Here is a 22428-nt window from a genome sequence, read left to right on the forward strand (position 1 = left end):
TATTGGGGGTCTTACATTCGGCCCATTGTCGACGCGCTTTTCGTCGGCCCCTTCCGGGACAGGATTGATGAACGGAAATTTCCGCAACTTCGCCATCTGGCTGGTTATTCTCTTTATGCTGATGGGCCTGTTCCAGGTCTTTCAGTCCTCGTCGCGCTCCATCTCCGTTGCGGAGAAGAGCTATTCTCAATTCGTCTCGGATATCGATGCGGGTCGGGTGACCAATGTCACCATCACCAATGACGTCGTGTCCGGCCAGTTGCAGGACGGAACGCGCTTCGAGACCATCATCCCGCAAGGCGCCGATGTGATCACCAAGCTCGAGGAGCGCGACGTGAGCATCACGGCACGCGCCCCGGAATCGAGCCCATTCTGGTCGATCCTGCTCTCGAGCTGGCTGCCCTTCCTCGTCATCATCGGCGTGTGGTTCTTCTTTATCCGCCAGATGCAGGGCGGCGGCCGTGGCGGCGCGATGGGCTTTGGCAAGTCGCGCGCCAAGCTTCTGACCGAAACCCAGGGCAAGATCACCTTCGAGGACGTCGCCGGCGTCGACGAAGCCAAGCAGGACCTCGAGGAAATCGTGGAATTCCTGCGCGATCCGGGCAAGTTCCAGCGCCTGGGCGGCAAAATCCCGCGCGGCGTGCTGCTGGTGGGCCCCCCGGGTACCGGTAAGACGCTGCTGGCCCGCTCGGTGGCCGGCGAAGCCAATGTGCCGTTCTTCACCATTTCCGGTTCCGACTTCGTGGAAATGTTCGTCGGTGTCGGCGCCTCGCGCGTCCGCGACATGTTCGAACAAGCCAAGAAGAACGCACCCTGCATCATCTTCATCGACGAAATCGACGCCGTCGGTCGCCAGCGCGGCGCCGGCCTGGGCGGCGGTAATGATGAACGCGAGCAGACGCTGAACCAGCTCCTCGTCGAGATGGATGGTTTCGAGGCCAATGAGGGCATTATCCTCATCGCCGCCACCAACCGCCCCGACGTTCTGGACCCTGCGCTCCTGCGTCCCGGCCGTTTCGACCGCCAGGTCGTCGTGCCCAATCCCGATGTCTCGGGCCGCGAAAAGGTCCTCAAGGTCCATGTCCGCAAGGTGCCGCTGGCGCCGGACGTCGACCTCAAGGTCCTGGCTCGCGGGACGCCCGGCTTCTCTGGTGCTGACCTGATGAACCTCGTCAACGAAGCGGCCCTGATGGCGGCGCGCAAGAACAAGCGCTTTGTCACCCACCAGGAATTCGAGGACGCCAAGGACAAGATCATGATGGGCGCCGAGCGCCGCACCATGGCCATGACCGACGACGAAAAGAAGCTGACCGCTTATCACGAAGCTGGCCATGCCATCATCGCGCTCAAGGTTGCCGGCATCGATCCGATCCACAAGGCTACGATCATTCCGCGCGGCCGTGCGCTGGGCATGGTGATGACCCTGCCGGAAACCGACAGCTATTCGTTCAGCCGGGAAAAGGCGCTCGCCCGTCTCACCATGCTGTTCGGTGGCCGCGAAGCCGAGATCATCAAGTTCGGCCCGGCCAAGGTGACCTCGGGTGCTTCCGGTGACATTCAGATGGCCACGAGCCTGGCCCGATCAATGGTCATGGAATGGGGCATGAGCGAAAAGCTCGGCCGCGTGCGCTACAAGTCCAATGACCAGGAGGTGTTCCTCGGCCATTCGGTGACCCAGTCGCAGCATATGTCCGACGATACGGCCCGCATCATCGACCAGGAAGTGCGCAAGCTGATCGAGGATGGCGAAGCCTCCGCCCGCGAAATCCTTACCACCTACCACGACCAGTGGGAAGCGATTGCCCAGGCCCTGCTCGAGTTCGAGACCCTGACCGGCGATGAATTGCGCGCCCTCATGGACGGCAAACAGCCGGTTCGGCCCGACGACAATGGTCCCGCCGCACCCAAGGCGACGGGTGTGCCGACTGCTGGCAAGGCGACCAAGAAGCGGCCGGATTCGCCGCCGGAGCCAGGCATGGAACCGCAGCCGGAAAGCTGAGCCCATCGGGATCAATCATTAAGGGTCACCACCAGGTGGCCCTTTCTCTTTGTCTTGCGCTGCTCTATTCAGGCGCAAAGTGGTATTGATATTACCGAACCAATGAATTGGGAGACCGGCCATGGCCCGCAGATATTTCGGCACCGACGGCATTCGCGGCCTTGCCAACGGTGACAAGCTCACGCCCGAGCTGGCGCTCAAGGTCGGCATGGCCGCGGGCACCAAGTTCGTGCGTGGCGATCACCGCAACCGCGTGGTGATCGGCAAGGATACGCGTCGGTCGGGCTACATGATCGAGCAGGCGCTCACTGCCGGTTTCACCGCAGTGGGCATGGACGTCTACCTGCTCGGACCGATGCCGACCCCGGCGGTCGCCATGCTGACCCGCTCCTTGCGTGCCGATCTGGGGGTGATGATCTCGGCTTCGCATAATCCCTATGACGACAATGGCATCAAGCTGTTCCGTCCCGATGGATACAAGCTGAGCGACGAGATCGAAGCCGAGATCGAACGGCTGATCGACAGCGACATGACCCGCCATCTCGCCCGGGGCCGCGACATCGGTCGCGCTCACCGCGACGAGGAAGCCCGCACCCGCTACATCGAATATGCCAAGCGCACCCTGCCCCGCAGCGTGGATCTGGCGGGCCTGCGCGTCGTGCTCGATTGCGCCAATGGCGCCGCCTACAAGGTCGCCCCGATCGCGCTCTGGGAGCTGGGCGCGGAAGTCTTCACCATCGGTGCCGAACCCGATGGCTTCAACATCAATCACAAGGTCGGCTCGACGGCGCCGGAAGCGGTGGCGGCGAAGGTCAAGGAAGTGCGCGCCGATATCGGCATCGCGCTCGATGGCGACGCCGACCGGGTCATCATCGTTGATGAAAAGGGGCACGTGGTCGATGGCGACCAGTTCATGGCCGTGATCGCCGAAAGCTGGCTTGAGCGCGACATGCTCATGGGCGGCGGGATCGTGGCCACGATCATGTCCAATCTGGGTCTCGAGCGGCACCTGACCAATCTGGGCCTCACGCTGGAGCGCACACAGGTGGGCGACCGCTACGTCCTCGAAACCATGCGCGCCAAGGGCTTCAATGTCGGCGGCGAGCAATCGGGCCACATCATCCTGTCCGATTTCACCACTACTGGCGACGGGCTTGTCGCCGCGCTGCAATTGCTGGGCGTGCTCAAGCAGAAGGGCGTGGCCGTCTCCGAAATCTGCCGCCGGTTCGAGAAGGTCCCGCAACTGTTGCGCAGCGTCAAGTTCAAGTCCGGCAAGCCGCTCGAGCACAAGCTGGTCATCCAGGCCATTGCCGACGGACAGGCCATGCTGGGCGCTGGCGGGCGACTGGTCGTGCGCGCCTCCGGCACCGAGCCGGTCATTCGCGTCATGGGCGAGGCCGACGATGCCCAATTGGTCGAAAAGGTGGTGGCCCAGGTCGAAACGGCGATCCGCGAGATTGCCTGATGCGCCATTTATGAGCGAGTGATTAACGCCATCGCCGGGGCCGAATACTTCGTCAATACCTGTGGCATCGGGAACAATAGGGTTAAAGCTTTAGGTTAAGTGGGCCTTAAGAAGTTTACGCAATATTGGCTGCAATCGACTGGTGTCGTGGCAACCAAAGGATCTTTTCACATGCGTAAGCTCACCCTCGCGGTGCTGGCGGCAGGAGCTGCTCTTGTCGCACCGGCCCTGGCAGCCGACCTGCCTTTCTATCCGCCGATCGTCGAAGTTCCCGACGTCGACTATGGCTATACCGGCTCGTTCTACCTGCGCGGCAGCGCCGGCCTGAACCTGATGTGGGCGCCCAACGTCTATCACCCGACGGCGACGCCCACGACCTACAATATCGATGGCTTCGGCTACGGCTATTCCTATGGCGTCGGCGCCGGCTTCGAAACCGGCACGGGCCTGCGTTTCGACGTCACTGCCGATATCCTGCGCAATGAAGGCATGCGCGCCACTGTCGATGACGGCGCCGCCGGCCCGCTGGTCGATGGCGTGCACAAGCTGGCCCTGCGCTCCAGCGTCTTCCTCGCCAACGCCTATTACGATGTCGGGTTCGGCGATGGCTATGGTGCCGCTGGCGGCGCCTTCGGCTATGTCGGTGGCGGCCTCGGTGTGGCCTTCAACGATCACACCGTGACCGATCCGCTGGGTGCGACCGTCCAGGCCCAGAACACCAGCCTCGCCGCAGCCGGCATGGTTGGTCTGGGCTATGATTTCGGTCAGATCGTCGCCGATGTCGGCTATCGCGGCCTCTATATCAACCGCATCGAGAACACGACTGCAGCCTATCCCTACTCGGTGGACAATAACTGGGTTCACGAAGTGCGCGGCACCGTCCGCTACCGCTTCAACTGATCTGGTCTGTGGCGGACCGCCACATCCGCCATGCGCAATGAAAGGGTCGGCGCCGAAAGACGTCGGCCCTTTTGCCTGGGCCCATATCACGCATCGCCATCGAAAAGCCGACGATAGTCCTCCATGACCTGTCTGTCGCGGTCGGCACGCGGGACGGGTAGCTGCACCTGCCGCGCAATGCGCACCGGACGCCCTGAAAGAATGACGGCACTATCGGCCAGGTGTGCCGCGTCTTCAGGATCATGGGTAACGAGCAGCATTGTCGGACCGAGCCGGGCGATGACACCGGCAAGCAAGGTGCGCATCTCGCCGGCAAGCTGCCGGTCGAGCGAAACGAAGGGTTCATCGAGCAGCAACAGGCCGCTGCGTGTCGCCAGCGCCCGGGCCAGTGCGACGCGGCGCTGCATGCCGCCTGACAATTGCCCGGGAAAGGCGCGGCCCTCTCCGGCAAGACCGACCTGATCGAGAAGCGCCGTGGCCTCCGCAAGGCTGAGAGCACCGTTCGCCAGCCGTACATTGTCGACCGCAGTAAGCCAGGGCAAAAGCCGGGGATCCTGAAACACCATGCCGGGGGCATCGGCCAGATCCTGCGTTCCAAGGCGGATGCTGCCGCTGAAGGTCCGGTCGATCCCGGCGACCATCCTGAGAAGGCTCGACTTGCCCACCCCCGAGGGTCCCAGCAAGGCCACCACCTTTCCCCGCGGCACGCATAGGTGAAAATCGGTAAAGAGCGGCGCGCCCGCGCCATAGCGCTTTTCGGTGATTTCGATGGTCAGGTCTGCCGCCATGCCAGCGCCCTCCGCTCGAGCGGCCGCAAGAGGCCATATTCGAAAGCCAGCACGACGGCGATGAAGCTTGCCGTATAGGCGAGGATGCCCTGGACGTCGAAAAACTGGAACAGAACGCTGACGCGATAACCGACCCCACCGTCGCTACCCAGCACCTCGAAAACGAGCACGATCTTCCAGATGAGGGACAGCCCCGTGCGTGCTGCCGCCAGCATGAAGGGGAGCAATTGCGGCCAGTAGATCTTGGCCAATTGCTGTCGAAAATCGAGCCGCAGGGCGCGGGACAACTCCTCATAGTCGTTTGAAAAGCTGCGCACGCCCTCGCGCACGGTCACAATGACAAGGGGCATCTTGTTGATGACGACGGCCGCGACCAGCGCACTCTCCGTCAGCCCCAGCCAGATATAGAGGACGATGGCCACGACAATGGCCGGCAGATTGAGCCCGACGACAAGCCAGGCGGAAAACAGGCGGTCGAGGATGGCCTGCCGACCCAGCAGGAGGCCGAGCACGGTGCCCAGGACCATTGCAATGACGAAAGCGCTGGTGGCCCGCGCCAGGGTCTTGGCAAGATCGGCCAGGAGCGGCCCCTGGCTGGCCACTCGCACGATCTCAGCGGTGACCTCAAGTGGAGTGGGGAAGAGACGATGGGCCACGACAATGGCCAGAACCTGCCAGACAATGAGCAGGAGCGGCAGGGAAGCCAGTTCCCAGCGCCAGCCTGCCAGCCGCTGCCGGTCTGGACGCACTATCGGGAATATCCCGCCCAGAACGTACCCGGCGCCAATTGCGTCTGTGACCCCACAACATCACTGCCACCGGTGCGGGCCAGAACGGCGAAGGCCTGCTCGGCGGCGAGCACATCTTCCCCGCTGACGCCCGAGACAATGCCGGCCCGGTAGTCTTCGCGCAATTGGGCAAACAGCGAGGCGTCCGCGCTCACCCCCATGAGGGGCGCCAGCTCCGTCCAGACCGCATCGTCGGAAAGCAACCTGGCCTTGGCGTCGAAGGAGGCATCGAGGAAGCGGCCGAAAACGTCTGCCTTTTCGGCCGCAACCGCTTCGCTGAAAGTCCAGCCCAGCAGGACTGGCGTGCGCTCGAGCCCAAGATCGGCGAACATCTCGGCAACCGAGATCACCTCGACCATGCCCGCCTGCTTGGCCCGGGCGTTCCAGTGCCAGAAATTGAGCCCGGCATCGATGGCGCCGGAGGCGAGCAATTCGTTGATGAGGGGCGGTGCGCCGAAGCGCGCCTGCCCCACATCAGCCAGCGCCGTGCCGGTCAACTGCTCGTAATAGGCCTGAAGCACCACCCAGCTCTTGTCGGCCGGACCACCGGCGACGCCGATGGTCTTGCCCGCAAGGTCAGTGACATCGGAAATGGTGCTATCGGGCGGTACCATCAACCCGCCCACCGCCAGCGAATGCGGCACCATGGTGAAATCGGCGCCCTGGCTGCGCTGCGCCGAAACCCAGGTGAAGTCGGAAAGGATGATATCGACCGCCCCAGCCTGGAGGGCGATCTGCCCGGCCCGGCTATCGGCAAGAGGCCGGACGTCGATCGTCAAACCATGCTGGAGATCCAGGCCGAGCGTGCGGATCGCCTCGATCTCCCATTGCACGGTACCGCTTTCCTGCAATCCCAAAACAATCGTGTCCTGGGCCGGGACGGAGACAACCATCCCGGCCAGGAGCGTCAATGCCGCGAGCGAACGTGTGAACACGATGGGGCCTTTATGCGCCGGTGACCCGCCAGATGACGTCGCCGACGTCGTCGGCCATCAGCACGGCACCGTCGGCAGCAATGGCGACGCCCACTGGACGGCCATAGGAATGCTCCTCGTCAGGCGAGAGGAAGTCCTTGAGGATCTCGCGCGGCATGCCGACCGGCTTGCCATTCTGGAATTCCACGAAGGCCAGCTTGTATCCGGATAGCTTGGAGCGGTTCCAGGAGCCGTGCTGGCCGATGGCCATGCCCTGCGGGAAGCCCGGCAGCGTGCCCTCGGGCAGCCAGCAAAGACCAAGCGAAGCGGTGTGTCCGCCCAGGGCATAATCGGGCTGCAGCGCCGAGGCCACCTTGGCTGCATCTTGCGGCACACGGTCGTCGACCACCCGGTTCCAGTAACAATTGGGCCAGCCGTAAAAGCCACCATCGACCACCGAGGTCAGGTAATCGGGCGGGGTTTCGTCGCCCAGCCCGTCGCGCTCATTGACCACGGTCCACAAATGCCCACCCTGAGGCTCCCAGGCCATGCCCACCGGATTGCGCAGGCCGGAGCCGAAGATGCGCGACTGACCGGTGGCCAGATCCAGTTCGTGGATACAGGCACGGTTTTCTTCCGCTGCCATGCCCTGGTCACCGATATTGCTCAGCGAGCCGACAGCGACATAGAGCTTGGAGCCATCGGCAGAAGCGATGAGATTGCGTGTCCAGTGACCGCCGGGGATCAGGTCCATGATCTTGCGGCCGGGCGCAGAAATCCGCGTTGTGCCAAGGCTATAGGGATAGGCCAGGACGGCGTCGGAAGCGCCGACATAGAGCGTATCGCCGATCAGCACCATGCCGAAGGGCTGGCGCACATTTTCGATCAGGGCGTGGCGTTCTTCGGCCACCCCATCCCCATCGGCATCGCGCAGCAGGATAACGCGGTTCGGGCTCTTGCCCGAGGCCTTCGCGCGCTTCATCGTGGCATGCATGGCATGGTCGAACAGCGAACGCGGCCCACTGCCCTCTTCGCCCATGGATTCGGCCACCAGCACGTCGCCATTGGGCAGGACATGCATGTTGCGCGGGTGATCGAGCCCCTTGGCGAAGGCGTTGACCTTGAGCCCCGGTGCCGCCGTGGGCTTGTGATCGCCGACCCAACCCTTGGCCGTGGGCATCTTGAGGGTGGGAATCTTGCCCTGCGGCTTGGGATCGGGAATGGTCGGCTGGGTGCCGTAGGCCGGCTGGCGCGGACCATCGCCGGAATGGCGGACAGCGACGGCGATACCACCGACAAGGGCTACAAGGCGGGCGAATAGACTGGGCTCGGCCATTGGGCGTCTCTGAATAAGCGATCGGAAAGGAAAGCCACGCTAATGGCTTCTCCGGCCAAGAACCAGAGCAGGCGCCAACAAATACGCCTGAAAAGAGGCAATTTCCACGAGGCCGGACCATTGAGGGCCTCGCCGCGGATCGATCCGGCAGCGTCGAGATTGCCATAGATGCCGGCGCCGTATCTCCCGGGACTGAGGAAATCTCTTTGCCCTGCTGTGCTCTCGGTCAAGCCCGCCCTATGGTCGCGCCAGCCGAACCAGGAAAGTGATTCATGTCCCAGCTCGACAGCCGCATTGCCAACCAGATCGCCAAGGACGTCGCCGCCCGCCCCGAGCAGGTGCGCGCTGCGGTAGACCTGCTGGACGGTGGCGCCACCGTGCCGTTCATCGCGCGCTACCGCAAGGAAGTGACCGGCGGGCTCGATGACACCCAATTGCGTCTGCTGGCCGAACGGCTGACTTACCTGCGTGAACTGGAAGCGCGCCGCACGGCGATCCTCAAGTCCATCGAGGACCAGGGAAAGCTCAATCCGCAGCTCACCGCCGCGATCGCCGGTGCTGCGACCAAGGCGGAACTCGAAGATCTTTATCTGCCCTTCAAGCCCAAGCGTCGCACCAAAGCCGAAATCGCCCGGGAACGCGGCCTCGGGCCGCTGGCCGAAATGCTCCTGGCCAACCGGCGAACCGATCCCCAGGAAGCGGCGAAGGCATTCCTGGCGCCCGACGTGCCCGGCACCAAGGAAGCCCTCGAGGGCGCGCGCGACATCGTCGTGGAAGGGCTATCGGAGAATGCCGCCCTCCTCGGTCAATTGCGCGCCCATATGCGCGAGCGCGCCATGCTGTCTTCCCGGGTCGTCAAGGGCAAGGAAGAGGCCGGAGCCAAGTTCGCCGATTACTTCGAGCATTCCGAGCGCTGGAACAAGGTGGCTGGCCATCGCGCCCTGGCCATGATGCGCGGGCGCGACGAGAATGTCCTTTCCCTCGATATCGAGGTGGATGCCGACAGCACGGACGCGGTCAAGCCGGCCGAGCGGCTGGTTATTGCCGCGCTCGACGCCCGCAGTGACGGCGCCGCCGACTTGTGGCTGCGCGAGATCGCCGGCTGGGCCTGGCGCACGCGGCTCAGGATGACCCTCTCCATCGATCTCATGGTGGACCTGCGCGAGCGCGCCGAACTCGAAGCCATCGGGGTTTTTGCGCGCAATCTCAAGGACCTGCTGCTGGCCGCCCCCGCCGGCGCCCGCCCCACTCTGGGTCTCGACCCCGGCATCCGGACCGGCGTCAAGGCAGCCGTGGTCGACGCAACCGGCAAGGTACTGGCCACCGACACGATCTATCCCTTCCAGCCTCGGAACGATGTCGCCGGCGCCCAGGCGGCCCTCCAGGCCTTGATCGGAAGGCATGGCATCGAGCTCATCGCCATCGGCAACGGCACGGGCAGCCGGGAAACCGAAAAGCTCGTGACTGACCTGATCCAGCGCCTGCCCGCGCCGCGCCCCACCAAGGTGATCGTGTCGGAGGCAGGAGCTTCGGTCTATTCCGCCTCCGAACTGGCGGCCGCTGAATTTCCCGATCTCGATGTGTCACTGCGCGGCGCAATATCGATCGCGCGGCGGCTGCAGGACCCGCTGGCAGAACTGGTCAAGATCGAGCCAAAGGCCATCGGGGTCGGCCAATATCAGCACGATGTCGACCAATACCGGCTCGGCCGCTCCCTCGACGCCGTCGTCGAAGACGCAGTCAATGCGGTGGGCGTCGACCTCAACACCGCCTCCGCACCGCTTCTGGCCCGCATTTCTGGCCTTGGCCCATCGGTCGCCGAGGCCATCGTGGCCCATCGCAACGCCAATGGTCCTTTCGTCTCGCGCAAGGCCTTGCTGGACGTCCCGCGTCTGGGGCAGCGCACCTTCGAGCAGGCCGCTGGGTTCCTGCGCATCACCAATGGCAGCGAACCGCTCGACGCCTCCGCGGTGCATCCGGAGGCCTATGGCGTTGCCCGCAAGATCGTGACCGCTTGCGGTCGGGACCTGCGGACGCTGATGGGAGACAAATCTGTTTTGGGCACGCTCGACGCCCAACGCTTCGTCGACGATCGCTTCGGGCTGCCTACCGTGCGCGATATCATCGCCGAGCTCGAAAAGCCGGGCCGCGATCCGCGGCCAGCCTTCAAGACCGCGACCTTTGCCGAGGGCGTGGAAGACATCAAGGATCTCAGGCCCGGCATGATGCTGGAAGGCACGGTGACCAATGTCGCCGCCTTCGGCGCATTCGTCGATATTGGCGTGCATCAGGACGGGCTGGTACACGTGTCGCAACTGGCCGACAAATTCGTCAAGGACCCCCATGAGGTGGTCAAGGCCGGCGACGTGGTCAGGGTACGGGTGGTCGAGGTCGATGTTCCGCGCAAGCGCATCGGACTCTCGATGCGCAAGGAGATTGACCAGAGCGCGCCGCGCGAGCGTCAGCGCGAAAAGCCCGCCCGCTCCGCACGGCCGCAGCAAAACCAAAATCCCACCAGCAGCACCGGCTCCCTCGGCGATCGCCTCAGCGAAGCCATGCGCCGCAAGACCTGACCGAGCAGGAGCGGTCAAGTACCCGAAAGAAGCATATTGAGCATCCCGTTTTCTGGTAGTGTCTCGGCCAGGTGAAATCGGTGAACCATGCGGATGCCTTATGCGGCGGTTCCCAGCCACACGATTGACGCTGCGACAGACGCGATCAAGGCCGCTAGCCCCACATAGATGAGCATTCCCGCCCAATTGCCTTTTGGATTGGCTGCGGGCTGGCGGCGTTCGGAACGGAAAGAGGTCGCGTTTCCGCCCGCCTCAGCGTCCGTTTCGAGCGGGGCAGCCGCCGGATCGGGAAAAGCAATCTTGTCCCCTGTCAGCCCGGCGTCGATATCGGCACGCAGACGCTCGCCCGTGATAGCCGTGTCTGTATCAGACTTCATCGCTTACCTCCCTATTGCATCCTGACATGTACGGCCGACCCGGAATTGAAGACGGTCACGTCAGTGGGTTTAAAAATGCCATGATCGTGCCGCCGATCAGGATGAAGCCGGCGATAAAGCCTCCGATGCGGAGCATCGCACCCAGAGGCGACGCCCCTAGGAGCCATCGATCCACTGGCTGTTGGAGATTACGGCTGATGCTGCGGTCCGTCTCCGGGCGCGGCGCGTTCGGGCCTCGCATCGCGCTACTTCTTGGCCTCGGTGGCGCTGTCGCTGAGACTGGCATAGCGCAGTGTCAGCGGCTCAATCGCACTGTCCAGCCATTCGGACATCGCGATTTCCTCATCGAGATTGTGTTGCAGCAGAGAGATGGCCTCGTCGTCGGCCACTTGTTCCGCCAAGGCAAGCAGTGATTTGTAAGCTGCGATTTCGTAATTCTCGAACGCAAAATTCGCGAAGCTGTTTTTGACGATCTCGTCAGGCGCCATGGAGTGACCCAAAGCTGCCAGGGTACCGCCAATGCTCAAGGCGGTATCCTTGAGACTGGAATGACTGCTGCCGGTCTTGTCCAGCAGCCTGTCCAATCGCGTTAGCTGCCCTTCGGTCTCGACCACATGTTGGTCAAGTCGCTCGGCCATCTCGGGATAATGTTTGATGCGCGACACCTGCGGATGCATGATGGCAAGTGCCTGATTTTCCATGGCATGTGCGTTGCGCAGGCCAGCCACGTAGATTTCCAATGGTGTCGACATCCTGCATCTCCATTCTGCTTACGGGTCAAAAGCTCCTGGAGACGACGTTGGATGCCTCACTAACTGAGGTTAGATCGAACGCGACGTAGGCATCAGTCGAGCTTTGAAAAGGAGACACCTGGCCAGAGTGTACGCGCCGGCTGCCCCGCTTGCCGATGACACCCATATTCTGTCAACAATCTCCATTGACGCCGTATCGGCGCAGGCGTATTTGCAGCCTCAGGACATCTCGCCCTAACGCGAGACGCATAGGCCTGGGAGGGCCGCTGAGAATGGCTGAGACGCCCCACACCGCACCGGCGGTCAAACCGGCAAACCCCAATTTTTCGTCGGGTCCCTGTTCGAAGCGTCCGGGTTGGACGCTCGATGCCCTTGCCGGCGCCCTGACCGGCCGCTCGCATCGCGCCAAGATCGCCAAGGCGCGCATCCAGGAAGCCATCGACCTCACCCGTCAGCTGCTCGAAGTTCCTGCCGATTATCGCATCGGCATCGTCCCTGCCTCCGATACCGGCGCTGTCGAGATGTTTCTCTGGAGCGCGCTCGGCGCCCGGGGCGTCGACATGCTGGCATGGGAAAGCTTCGGAGCCGGCTGGGTGACCGATGTGCAAAAGCAACTCAAGCTCGCTGACTGCCGGGTGCTCGAGGCGCCCTATGGCGAACTGCCGGACCTCGATCAGGTCGATTTTGACCGGGATGTGGTCTTTACCTGGAATGGCACGACCTCTGGCGTCCGCGTCCCCAATGCCGACTGGATCCCGACCGACCGCGAAGGTCTCACCATCTGCGACGCCACCTCCGCGGCTTTCGCACAGAAGCTCGATTTCCAGAAGCTCGATGTCGTGACCTTCTCCTGGCAGAAGGCGCTGGGTGGCGAGGCGGCGCATGGCGTGCTGATCCTGTCGCCGCGTGCCGTCGAACGGCTCGAGACCTACAAGCCGGACCGTCCGCTGCCCAAGATTTTCCGCCTGACCAAGGGCGGCAAGCTGATCGAAGGCATCTTCAAGGCCGAAACCATCAACACCGTGTCGATGATCTGCATCGAAGACGCCGTCGACGCCATGAAATGGGGCCTCGAGATCGGAGGCCTCAAGGCCATGCAGGCTCGCGCCGATGCCAATTTCAAGGCGCTGGCCGAATGGGTGGAAAAGACCGACTGGGTCGACTTCCTCGCCAAGGTGCCCGAGCAGCGCTCGAATACTTCGGTGTGCCTGTCCATTGTCGATCCTGCGGTCGCCGCGCTCGATCCCGATGCCCAGGCCGCCTTTGCCAAGGCTATCGTGTCGCGGCTCGACAAGCTTGGCGTGGCTTATGATTTCGGCTCCTACAAGGACGCTCCGGCAGGTCTGCGGATCTGGGCCGGCTCGACCATCGAAACCGATGACCTTGTCAAGCTGACGCCATGGCTCGACTGGGCCTTCGCCCAGGAGAAGGCTGCCCTTGGGGCCGCTGCCTGACCGTCTTGGAAGACACGACGCTGCTTTTGCACCTTCGTCAATGGACCACCGGGACAAACCCGGTGGTGACGTCAGGAGGCAGCCGAGCAAACAACCCATTCATGCAAGGTCGCAGGCTCAAATCCTGCTCTTGCAACCAAACCGCAGGGACCATTCCACATGCCCAAAGTTCTCGTATCCGATAAACTGAGCCCCACCGCAGTCCAGATCTTCAAGGACAACGGCGTCGAGGTCGACTACCTGCCCGACCTGGGCAAGGACAAGGAAAAGCTTCTCGACGTCATCGGCCAATATGATGGCCTGGCCATCCGCTCGGCCACCAAGGTGACCGAAAAGATCATCGCCGCTGCCACCAATCTCAAGGTCATCGGGCGCGCCGGCATCGGCGTTGACAATGTCGATATCCCGGCCGCGACCAAGAAGGGCATCATTGTGATGAATACGCCCTTCGGCAATTCCATCACCACGGCCGAACATGCCATCGCCATGATGATGGCCCTCGCCCGTCAACTGCCCGAAGCCGACGCCTCGACCCGCGCCTCCAAGTGGGAAAAGAACCGCTTCATGGGCGTGGAAGTCACCAACAAGACGCTCGGCCTGATCGGTGCGGGCAATATCGGCTCCATTGTCGCTGACCGCGCCATTGGCCTCAAGATGAAGGTCGTCGCCTACGACCCCTTCCTCACCCCCGAACGCGCGCAGACGCTGGGTATCGAAAAGGTGGAGCTCGACGATCTGCTCGCTCGTGCCGATTTCATCACGCTGCACACCCCGCTGATCGACGCCACGCGCAATATCCTCAACGCCGAGACGCTGGCCAAGACCAGGAAGGGCGTGCGCATCATCAATTGCGCGCGTGGCGGCCTGATCGATGAAGCTGCGCTCTACGATGCACTCAAGTCCGGCCAGGTTGCAGGCGCCGCGCTCGACGTGTTCCTGGTGGAACCGGCGGAAAGCAACCCGCTGTTCGAGCTGCCCAACGTCATCTGCACGCCCCACCTGGGTGCCGCGACGACCGAAGCGCAGGAAAACGTCGCTCTCCAGGTCGCCGAACAGATTTCGGCCTACCTGATGACCGGCGAGATCACCAATGCGTTGAACTTCCCCTCGATCTCGGCCGAGGAAGCCCCGATCATCACGCCCTGGGTCAAGCTTGCCGAGGCGCTCGGCTCCTTTGCCGGTCAGCTGACCGAGACCGCGATCAGTGGCATCAAGATCGAATTCGAAGGCACCCCGGCCGGGCTTAACACCCGTCCGATGGTCGCTGCCGCCATCAATGGCGTGCTCAAGCCCTCGCTCGGGGACATCAACATGGTGTCGGCGCCGCAGATCGCCAAGGATCGCGGCATTGTCGTCGAGACCACCACCCGCGACCAGCAGGGCGCCTATGAGGGCTATGTCCGTCTCGTGGTGACGACCGAACGCCAGACCCGGGGCCTTGCAGGCACCATCTTTGCCAATGGCCGGCCGCGCGTCATCCAGGTCAAGGACATCAACATGGAAGCGGAGCTCACGCCGTCCATGCTCTATGTCACCAATGAGGATCGGCCCGGCCACATTGGTCGTCTCGGCACGCTTCTGGGCACGTTGGGCATCAATATCGCCAATTTCAACCTTGGCCGCGCCGAGGTTGGTGGCGACGCCATCGCACTGGTCTCGATCGACGGTACACTGACCGAAGAACAGCTGGGCCAGATCGCCAAGCTCGAAGGCGTCAAGCAAGCCAAGGCGCTCAAGTTCTAGGCAATTTTGACCTTGCGCCAAATCAAGGCCCCGCCGGCTCAGTCGGCGGGGTTTTTCTTCCTTCAGAGCCCCTATCTGGGTGCCAGAAATCAGCCTCAGGTGGACTGGTCCGGCGCCTTTGTCGCCATCCCCTGCATGAGACGCTCCAGATTGTCCCAACCCATAGGATTGGACGCCTTTTCGGCATAGTCCAGGGCGCTATCGGGCCCATAATACTCGCCTTCCTCGCAATCGAACAAAACGCCGCCGGTTGCGCGCATGTAAAGTGCTGCAGACACCAGAGCGGAGATACACTCGTAGCGTAGGCCGCCAAACCGGAAAGCCAGCAACCATCGCCATTGGCGGTCTGCCGGAAAACCCTCCGCCTTGAGTTCATCGAGTACTTTGCCGGCATCGAAGTGGTCGCATTCGAAGCCACTTTGCCTGTCATCGATGGTCACCGGGAGGAAACCGGCGACGTCGAGGAAATCCCGAGAAGCATCCAGCCTGATGTTAAAGCCTGCATCATCCAGCGCCGCCTGCCATTCGGCCATCGAGTCCAGACGACGATCAGAAAATACGTATACTTCCATGGACATGAGCGCGCCCTCCTTTGAACAAAAGAGGAACACACGATCCTGCTGCTGGCAATTACGGAGTACTGCGTAGTACGTGCCGCCGCGCCGCCCATTCGGCCAACAAGATTCCGCCGATGATGATGGCAGCGGCGAGGTAATGGTATGGCTCGAGCCGCTCACCGAGGATCAGCACCGAGCCGAGCGCTCCAAAGACCGGGATCAGGTTGTGGCTGGGCGCAGCTCGGTTCGGGCCGACCAGCTCGACGCCGCGCGCATAGGCGATCTGGCTGAACATGGACGGAAAGATCATCACATAGATCAGCACGGCCCATACCGTCACTGACATGGACGGGATGGACGCATAACTGCCGAGGCCCGGCCCGAACACCTGCAGCATCGCCAGCCCCGTCAAAGCCGCACCGAGGAATGCGACCGCCATGAAACTCATCATGTGCATCTGCGGGCGATAGCGCAGCGCCAGCGTATAAGCCGTATAGGTGAGGCAGGCGAGCAGGATGAAGCCGTCGCCGATATTGATGTCCAGCGTCAGGATGCGCCGCAGGTCGCCATGCGTGGCGGTGAGCATGACCCCGGAAATGGCGATGGCGACGCCCAGGATCTGCAGGACATTGGCGCGCACGCGAAAGATAACGAAATTGGCCAAAAGGATCATCATCGGCAAAGCGCCGGTTTCGATGGCGGAGTTGACCGCCGTCGTGGTGGTGAGCCCCACATAAAGCAGTACGTTGTAGAGCGCATAGCCGAGTGCGCCAAAGCCCATGACCAGCGGCCAGGTCCGGCGGATGACCGGCCAGTCTGCCCGCAGGAATGGCAGGGAGAACGGCAGGATGAACAATGTGGCGCCGACGCAGCGCGCCGAAAGCAGCAGAAACGGGTCGATTTCGCCCACGACCAGCTTGGCCGCCACCACGTTGCCGCCCCAGAACAGCGGGGCCAGAATGAGCAAAAGATAGGGTTGATCGAGGATGCGGGCGAATTTGCCGCTATTTTGCTGTTCGTGCGGCTTTGTCATCGTCGTCTTGGTGATGTAAGGACAATCGGACTTAGCAGCTATTCGGCCACAATCAAATCAGACAAAGGTGGCCGGGGACACGAACGTCCAATCGAAAAGAGGCCGGTGCAATGCCGGACTCGTTGACGCGCGTTCTTTGGGGAAGACTGGATTATGGCGAATGTGGTTGTCGTCGGCTCGCAATGGGGCGACGAGGGCAAGGGCAAGATCGTGGATTGGCTCTCGGAGCGCGCCGACGTCGTCGTGCGCTTTCATGGCGGCCACAATGCCGGCCATACGCTGGTCATCGATGGCGTGAGCTACAAGCTGGCGCTGCTGCCCTCCGGCCTGGTCCAAGGCAAGCTTTCGGTGATCGGCAACGGTGTCGTGGTCGACCCCCATCATTTCGTCGCCGAAATGGCCAAGCTGCGCGCCCAAGGTGTAAAGATCACCCCCGAGGTGCTGCGCATCGCCGACAATGCCCCCCTGATCCTGTCGCTGCATCGCGAGCTCGACGGCATCCGCGAGGATGCCAATTCCGGCCTCAAGATCGGCACGACCCGCCGCGGCATCGGCCCAGCCTATGAAGATAAGGTCGGCCGCCGGGCCATCCGCCTCGTCGATCTCAGCGAACCCGAGACGCTGATGCCCAAGATCGAACGGCTGCTGACCCACCACAACGCGCTGCGCCGCGGCATGGGTCTGACAGAGATTTCAGCCCAGTCGATCCACGAGGAACTGACCTCGATCGCTCACGAGATCCTGCCCTTCACGGACCAGGTCTGGCGTGTGCTCGAGGACAAGCGCAAGGCCGGCGCACGCATCCTGTTCGAAGGCGCCCAGGGCGCGCTGCTCGACAACGACCACGGCACCTATCCCTTCGTGACCTCGTCCAACACGGTTGCCGGACAGGCTGCTGCCGGTTCGGGACTGGGCCCCACGGCCATCGGCTATGTGCTCGGCATCACCAAGGCGTATACGACCCGCGTCGGCGAAGGTCCCTTCCCGTGCGAACTGGACGATGAAATTGGCCGCCACCTGGCCGTGGTCGGTAAGGAAGTCGGCGTCAACACCGGTCGTGCGCGTCGTTGTGGCTGGTTCGACGCCGTGCTGGTGCGCCAGACCGTCAAGACCTCGGGCATTACCGGCATTGCCCTGACCAAGCTCGACGTGCTCGATGGGCTCAAGGAGATCAAAGTCTGCGTCGGCTACGAGCTGGACGGATCACGCATTGATTATTTGCCTGCCTCAATGGGAGCACAGGCGCGGGTTAAGCCGATCTACGAAACGCTCGAAGGCTGGTCCGACACCACGGCCGGCGCGCGTTCATGGGCCGAATTGCCGGCGCAGGCAGTCAAATATGTGCGTTACATAGAAGAACTGATTGGCGCGCCGGTCGCATTGTTGTCCACTTCCCCGGAACGCGCCGACACGATCCTCGTGGTTGACCCATTCCAAGACTGAGAAATTTTGTTACAAGACTGCGCTGTCAGAGTGAGTACCAAGTAGCCAATGGCGGATTACAAGGAGCTGTTGCGTCGGGCAATCTCGGCGCTGCCCGAGAATAATGGGTCCGCGCGTCGCGCGGTCTATGAAAAGGCGCGTTCCGCTCTAGTCGGGCAATTGCGTGCTATCCAGCCCCCGTTGCCGGCCCGCGACATCACCCAGCACCGCCTGCAGCTCGAAGACTGCATCCGCCAGGTCGAGCAGGAAGCCAGCGAAGCCATCATCAATCTGGGCCGCGAGAGCCGGGTGGCAAACCGGCCCAGCTTTGCCGCGCCGCGCCCGACACAAGCCCGGCCGGAACCCGTGGCGCCACCGCCAGTCGTGGTCCCGCCGGCGCCCGTCAGCGAGCCGGACCCTGTCGTGGAGGAACCCTCCGCGCCCCAGCTCGAGAGGGAACCCGAACCCGAGCAGGATTTGATGCCGCCGGCGCCCGAAGCTGAAGTGGCGCCGAAGCCCGCTCCCGCCGCTGTCGCGCCGCCGGTAGCCAAATCGATAGAAGACATCATTGCCGAGGCAGCCCAGGCGTCCGGCGCAACGATCTCGGCCGTTTCTGACGAAACCGACAGTCCGGCGGCCGAGCCCGCCCCGACGCTGCAGCCTGTCGCCGTGCCGGCGCCTTCCAGCGCGCCGGAACGCCCGTCCTTCTTCGCGCCGCGGCGCGACACACCGGCGTCGACATCTCGCTCCTTCGGCCCCTTCGCCGCAGCACCGCGCGTCGAGCCAGCTGCCATGGCGTTGTCCACCGCTCCAGCGCCCGCCAACGCGCCCGTGATCATCGATCCGCCGTTGCCGGTCGAGCCCGCCCTGTCAGCCGTGCGGGAAGTCGATGTCGAGGGCAATGGAGCCCGAGAAGCCGAGGGCGCCATCGAGCGCGCCATCGAAACCCTGGACCGCGAAGCCCGGGGCGACTTTTCGCAGGCGCCCGCAGCCCCCGAGCTGCCCCAAGGCATGGTGGAAGGCGCCGAGCGCTCCGATGAATCCAGCTTTGCTGCCGCCGAGGCCCAGACTCGTTCAGGCGCAGGCCTCACCATTTTCCTCGTCGTTTTCGCCCTGCTTCTGGTGGGCGTCGGCGGCGCCGGCTTCTGGGCATGGCGCGAAGACTATATCGACCTCGACCAGATGTTCGGCCGTGCACAGCCCGTCGTGACTGAGACCGCCCAGGCACCGGAGCAGGCCACTGTCCCGACACTGGACACCACCCAGGCCAATCCGAGCGTTGACGGCGAAGGCGCAGCCGGCCCCGGCAATACGGCGACCACGACCACCAGCGAGCCCACGAGCGCGCTGGAAGGGCTCGACGCCGGTGACCGGCTTGAGCCCACACCTGAAGCGGTAACACCCAACGGGACCGAAACCGTGCTGCCGTCCATCGGCACCGGCGAGAACAAGACCGAGGAGCGCCTTTCGGGCGCCGACACCTCGATTGCGGCTGCCGACGATCCGGCTGCCAGCGTCGATCCGGTGAACCTTGCCGGAAACCAGTCGCTGCTGCTCGAAGCCTCCAATGACGGACAGAGCGGAGCGGTGCCGTTCTCGGGCACGGTGGACTGGACGGAAGGCGTGGACGATATCGGGCTGCCGACCCTTCAGGCACGCGCCTCCATCCCTGCCCGCAATCTCGACGTCACGCTGACGATCCGCAAGAACAGCGACCCGATCCTGCCGGCCAGCCATTTGATGGAAATTACCTTCGATGTGCCCGACACGTTCATGGGTGGCTCCATCGCCACCCTGGCGGGCGTGCTTCTCAAGAACGAGGAACTGGTGCCCGGAACCGCGCTTAGCGGCGCCGCTGCCCGCGTGGTGGGCAATTCATTCCTCTTCGCGCTCAGCGCATCGCCCAATGACGTCGCTACCAATTCCGATCTGCTGCGCAGCCGCCGCTGGATGGATCTGGCGGTAATCTATGGAACGGGCCGCAACGCGATCCTGACGCTCGAAAAGGATGAGGACGCCCAGGTTCTCTTCGACCGCGCGCTGGCCGCCTGGGCCGAATAGCAGGGCGCGCCTTTCTCAGGCGCGCTGTAGCCGTCCGGCTTCGAGCCTGTAATGGCTCGTCGCCAAGGCCGCGATATCGTCACCATGATGGCTGACCAGGATCGTATGCCAGCGCTGCTGCGCGGTGAGGTCGGCGACCAGATTGCGGATCGTGCCGCGGGTCTCGTCGTCCAGCGCAGAAAACGGTTCATCGAGCAAAAGCACGGCCCGGTCGCGCAGGAGCGTTCTGGCCAGCGCAACTCTCTGCTTCTGTCCGCCCGAAAGCATCGACGCCGGTTTGGCCTCGAAGCCGGCAAGGCCCACCTGTGCCAAGGCTTCGGCAACCTTTGCGCGGCGCTCCTGCCGAGGCAGGTCCCGGGCTAGCCCCAGTTCGGCATTGTCTGCTGCGCTTAGATGCTCGAAGAGATTGTCGGACTGCAAGAGAAGCGAGACAGGACGGCGCTCGGGCGGCAGGGGCAGGAGATTGACGTCATCGAGCGCCAATCGGCCGGCGCCAGGGGCAAGAAACCCCGCAAGCAGGTCGAGCAAGGTCGATTTGCCTGACCCGCTGGCCCCCGAGATTGCCGTCACCGTGCCGGGATGCGCGAGAAGCGAAAAGCTGTAGGGCGACGCGCCCGGATAGGCGAATTGGAGCTTATCGGCGACCAGCATGGGCAAGCCTTTCGATGAGACGCGGCAAAAGAACGAAGGCGGCGATGGTGCCGATCAGCAGCAGAGCGGCGATCGCCGCTGCATCGTTGTTGCGATAGGAGCCGAGCGCCCGGTACATCATCAGTGGCAGGGTCTGGAAATCCTGCGTTCCGAAAAGCGCGATCACGCCCAGGTCACCCAGCGAAAAGCAGAAGCTCAGCGCCAGCATCAAGCCGATATCCCGACCCAGCAGCGGATATTCTATGCGCGTGAACTGCATCCAGCCGGTCAGCCCCAATGAGCGGATCAGCTTGCCGCGCGTGCGCACGATGGCGTCGAGCGGCGGTCCGAGCGTTGCCATGGCGAAAGGCAGGGCCAGAAGACTATTGGCGCCGACGACCACGAAAGGCGCGGCCAGCCCCGTGGGCACGCCAAGGCCGCGCACCAAAAGAAAGAATCCCAGCGACAGCACCACTGCGGGAACGGCGAGATAGGCATAGGCCGGCATGCCGAGGCTTGTCCGTGCCAGGGGATGGCGGGCGGCGCTGCGGCCAAGAGCCAGGATCAGCGCCAGACCCAGCGTGAGGGCGGCAGACGCGGTGCCGATGAGGATGGACGTTGCCGTTGCGCGCCAGAAGGCCGGCTGGGCGATGATGCGGCCGAACCCTCCCACAATGCCGTCATAGAGCACTGACAAGAGCGGCAGCGCGAAAGCAAGCACCGAAACAATCAGCACCCCCCATTGGAGCAAGCGTGTAGTGGGGCCATCGCGCCAGCGCGGCTGCGCCGACCGCCCCAAGGCGGCAGGAACCGGAGAAAAGGCCGAAGCCAGCACGATGACCAAAGCGCAAACGCCGATCTGGGTAACCGCAAGCCGCACCGCGCCCGCCAGGTCAAAATCGAGGCGAACGGCGGAAAAGATGGCCACTTCCAACGTCTGGTTGGCCGGGCCGCCGCCCAGAAGCAGGACGATGGGAAAACTTGTGAAGGCGAGGAGGAAGATGACGGCACCCAGTCCTGGCAAAGACAAGGCCATGGCGGGCCAGTCGATGAGGCGGAACCGCTGCAGCGGGCCAAGCGCCAGGGACTGGCCGACCTTGAGCCGTGTGGCGGGAATGGAGTCGAGCCGGGCCAGCAGGATGCGGGCGGCAAAGGCGCCATCAAGGATCACATGGGCGAGGAGGATGCCCGATAGTCCATAGGCTGGACTGTCGAAGCCGATGCCGAACAGGGTCTGGCTGAGCTGGTTGATCCAGCCATTGCGACCCCAGATGGAGAGCAGCCCGAAGGCCACCACCATGCCGGGCGTGACGATGGCGGAGGCGAAAAGGCTGACCACGACGTCTCTTCCCGGAAACCGCAGCCGGTTGAGCGACCAGGCCAAGGCCATGCCCACCAGGAGCGACAGGATCGTGGTGAGGCCCGCCTGCAGCGAGGTCATGCGCAACAGATGGGCGATGTCGACCCGGGAATGACCGCTTGCATCCGTGGCAGCCGCAAGGATCGCCCAGAGCACGGCGGCGATCAGGGCGGCGATGGCGAACGAAAGGGCGGTCGCCATGGCGATGCGGATGGGGCGTTTGGGCAGTGTCAGCATGAGATTTGTCTCAGGCACCATAGAGCCTCCTCCCCTTGT

General features: G+C 63.4%; 18 protein-coding genes. 8 read left to right on the top strand and 10 right to left on the bottom strand.

The genetic code is table 11. The features are described 5' to 3' along the window. Positions 1-67: 67 nt before the first annotated feature. From ftsH to VE26_RS11945, 3 genes are all read left to right on the top strand, one after another. Positions 68-1999, top strand: coding sequence for an ATP-dependent zinc metalloprotease FtsH (gene ftsH / locus VE26_RS11935; RefSeq protein ID WP_046105492.1), 1932 nt, complete (start codon positions 68-70; stop codon positions 1997-1999). A gap of 121 nt (positions 2000-2120) precedes the next feature. After that, on the top strand, positions 2121-3464 hold the full coding sequence (gene glmM / locus VE26_RS11940; protein WP_046105493.1) for a phosphoglucosamine mutase: 1344 nt from the start codon (positions 2121-2123) through the stop codon (positions 3462-3464). Between the two features lie 171 nt (positions 3465-3635). Further along, the gene (locus tag VE26_RS11945; protein ID WP_046105494.1) at positions 3636-4364 is read left to right on the top strand and encodes an outer membrane protein; all 729 of its coding nucleotides are present in this window, start codon (positions 3636-3638) and stop codon (positions 4362-4364) included. Between the two features lie 86 nt (positions 4365-4450). On the opposite strand, the gene VE26_RS11950 is transcribed toward VE26_RS11945, so the two are convergent. From VE26_RS11950 to VE26_RS11965, 4 genes are read right to left on the bottom strand one after another with little or no spacing between them, the layout of a single operon-like run. Then, the gene (locus tag VE26_RS11950) at positions 4451-5152 is read right to left on the bottom strand and encodes an ABC transporter ATP-binding protein (RefSeq protein ID WP_046105495.1); all 702 of its coding nucleotides are present in this window, start codon (positions 5150-5152) and stop codon (positions 4451-4453) included. Continuing rightward, positions 5137-5901, bottom strand: a complete 765-nt coding sequence (locus tag VE26_RS11955) for an ABC transporter permease (RefSeq protein WP_200897244.1) — start codon at positions 5899-5901, stop codon at positions 5137-5139. The genes VE26_RS11950 and VE26_RS11955 overlap by 16 nt, the downstream gene beginning before the upstream one ends. Beyond that, positions 5901-6875: an ABC transporter substrate-binding protein gene (locus VE26_RS11960; RefSeq protein ID WP_200897245.1), complete on the bottom strand. Its 975-nt coding sequence runs from the start codon at positions 6873-6875 to the stop codon at positions 5901-5903. Before VE26_RS11960 ends, VE26_RS11955 begins: the two co-directional genes overlap by 1 nt. A 10-nt stretch (positions 6876-6885) precedes the next feature. Then, positions 6886-8190, bottom strand: a complete 1305-nt coding sequence (locus VE26_RS11965; protein WP_046105497.1) for a PQQ-dependent sugar dehydrogenase — start codon at positions 8188-8190, stop codon at positions 6886-6888. Between the two features lie 272 nt (positions 8191-8462). On the opposite strand from VE26_RS11965, the gene VE26_RS11970 reads away from it, so the two are divergent. Beyond that, positions 8463-10763 (top strand): Tex family protein, encoded by a 2301-nt coding sequence (locus VE26_RS11970; protein WP_046105498.1) that lies wholly within the window; start codon positions 8463-8465, stop codon positions 10761-10763. 98 nt (positions 10764-10861) lie between these two features. On the opposite strand, the gene VE26_RS11975 is transcribed toward VE26_RS11970, so the two are convergent. Both VE26_RS11975 and VE26_RS11980 read right to left on the bottom strand, forming a co-directional pair. Continuing rightward, positions 10862-11140 carry a hypothetical protein gene (locus VE26_RS11975; RefSeq protein ID WP_052715870.1) on the bottom strand — a complete coding sequence of 93 codons (279 nt, stop codon included), beginning with the start codon at positions 11138-11140 and terminating at the stop codon, positions 10862-10864. Between the two features lie 245 nt (positions 11141-11385). Beyond that, entirely contained in the window at positions 11386-11880 is a 495-nt protein-coding gene (locus tag VE26_RS11980; protein WP_342018414.1) for a ferritin-like domain-containing protein, read from the bottom strand. Between the two features lie 284 nt (positions 11881-12164). On the opposite strand from VE26_RS11980, the gene VE26_RS11985 reads away from it, so the two are divergent. Both VE26_RS11985 and serA read left to right on the top strand, forming a co-directional pair. Continuing rightward, entirely contained in the window at positions 12165-13346 is a 1182-nt protein-coding gene (locus VE26_RS11985; protein WP_046105500.1) for a phosphoserine transaminase, read from the top strand. 159 nt (positions 13347-13505) lie between these two features. Then, positions 13506-15089, top strand: coding sequence for a phosphoglycerate dehydrogenase (gene serA / locus VE26_RS11990; protein ID WP_046105501.1), 1584 nt, complete (start codon positions 13506-13508; stop codon positions 15087-15089). A 95-nt stretch (positions 15090-15184) separates the two neighbouring features. Here serA and VE26_RS11995 read toward each other — a convergent pair whose 3' ends face one another. Next, positions 15185-15667 carry a hypothetical protein gene (locus tag VE26_RS11995; RefSeq protein WP_046105502.1) on the bottom strand — a complete coding sequence of 161 codons (483 nt, stop codon included), beginning with the start codon at positions 15665-15667 and terminating at the stop codon, positions 15185-15187. Between the two features lie 52 nt (positions 15668-15719). Beyond that, positions 15720-16679: a DMT family transporter gene (locus VE26_RS12000; RefSeq protein WP_046105503.1), complete on the bottom strand. Its 960-nt coding sequence runs from the start codon at positions 16677-16679 to the stop codon at positions 15720-15722. Positions 16680-16832: 153 nt separating this feature from the next. Between VE26_RS12000 and VE26_RS12005 the strand changes: the two genes are divergently transcribed. Further along, complete coding sequence (locus VE26_RS12005; protein WP_046105504.1) at positions 16833-18122, top strand: adenylosuccinate synthase; 1290 nt, start codon at positions 16833-16835, stop codon at positions 18120-18122. Positions 18123-18170: 48 nt separating this feature from the next. Next, positions 18171-20162 (top strand): hypothetical protein, encoded by a 1992-nt coding sequence (locus VE26_RS12010; protein ID WP_046105505.1) that lies wholly within the window; start codon positions 18171-18173, stop codon positions 20160-20162. A 15-nt stretch (positions 20163-20177) separates the two neighbouring features. Here VE26_RS12010 and VE26_RS12015 read toward each other — a convergent pair whose 3' ends face one another. Together VE26_RS12015 and VE26_RS12020 are read right to left on the bottom strand one after the other, a co-directional pair. Then, positions 20178-20813 carry an ATP-binding cassette domain-containing protein gene (locus VE26_RS12015; RefSeq protein WP_046105506.1) on the bottom strand — a complete coding sequence of 212 codons (636 nt, stop codon included), beginning with the start codon at positions 20811-20813 and terminating at the stop codon, positions 20178-20180. Continuing rightward, a complete protein-coding gene (locus VE26_RS12020) occupies positions 20797-22407 on the bottom strand; it encodes an ABC transporter permease family protein (protein WP_152658833.1) in 1611 nt (536 codons plus the stop codon). The genes VE26_RS12015 and VE26_RS12020 overlap by 17 nt, the downstream gene beginning before the upstream one ends. Positions 22408-22428: the final 21 nt, after the last annotated feature.

The sequence above is a fragment of the Devosia chinhatensis genome, from assembly GCF_000969445.1.
GTDB lineage: Bacteria > Pseudomonadota > Alphaproteobacteria > Rhizobiales > Devosiaceae > Devosia > Devosia chinhatensis.

Excerpts from the sequence above, each read along its gene's own strand:
- VE26_RS12010 (WP_046105505.1), top strand. The coding sequence starts at position 18,171 with ATGGCGGATTACAAGGAGCTGTTGCGTCGGGCAATCTCGGCGCTGCCC.
- glmM (WP_046105493.1), top strand. The coding sequence starts at position 2,121 with ATGGCCCGCAGATATTTCGGCACCGACGGCATTCGCGGCCTTGCCAAC.
- VE26_RS12000 (WP_046105503.1), bottom strand. The coding sequence starts at position 16,679 with ATGACAAAGCCGCACGAACAGCAAAATAGCGGCAAATTCGCCCGCATC.
- VE26_RS11970 (WP_046105498.1), top strand. The coding sequence starts at position 8,463 with ATGTCCCAGCTCGACAGCCGCATTGCCAACCAGATCGCCAAGGACGTC.
- VE26_RS12015 (WP_046105506.1), bottom strand. The coding sequence starts at position 20,813 with ATGCTGGTCGCCGATAAGCTCCAATTCGCCTATCCGGGCGCGTCGCCC.
- ftsH (WP_046105492.1), top strand. The coding sequence starts at position 68 with ATGAACGGAAATTTCCGCAACTTCGCCATCTGGCTGGTTATTCTCTTT.
- VE26_RS11965 (WP_046105497.1), bottom strand. The coding sequence starts at position 8,190 with ATGGCCGAGCCCAGTCTATTCGCCCGCCTTGTAGCCCTTGTCGGTGGT.
- VE26_RS11950 (WP_046105495.1), bottom strand. The coding sequence starts at position 5,152 with ATGGCGGCAGACCTGACCATCGAAATCACCGAAAAGCGCTATGGCGCG.
- VE26_RS11995 (WP_046105502.1), bottom strand. The coding sequence starts at position 15,667 with ATGTCCATGGAAGTATACGTATTTTCTGATCGTCGTCTGGACTCGATG.
- VE26_RS11945 (WP_046105494.1), top strand. The coding sequence starts at position 3,636 with ATGCGTAAGCTCACCCTCGCGGTGCTGGCGGCAGGAGCTGCTCTTGTC.
- VE26_RS11985 (WP_046105500.1), top strand. The coding sequence starts at position 12,165 with ATGGCTGAGACGCCCCACACCGCACCGGCGGTCAAACCGGCAAACCCC.
- serA (WP_046105501.1), top strand. The coding sequence starts at position 13,506 with ATGCCCAAAGTTCTCGTATCCGATAAACTGAGCCCCACCGCAGTCCAG.
- VE26_RS12005 (WP_046105504.1), top strand. The coding sequence starts at position 16,833 with ATGGCGAATGTGGTTGTCGTCGGCTCGCAATGGGGCGACGAGGGCAAG.
- VE26_RS11975 (WP_052715870.1), bottom strand. The coding sequence starts at position 11,140 with ATGAAGTCTGATACAGACACGGCTATCACGGGCGAGCGTCTGCGTGCC.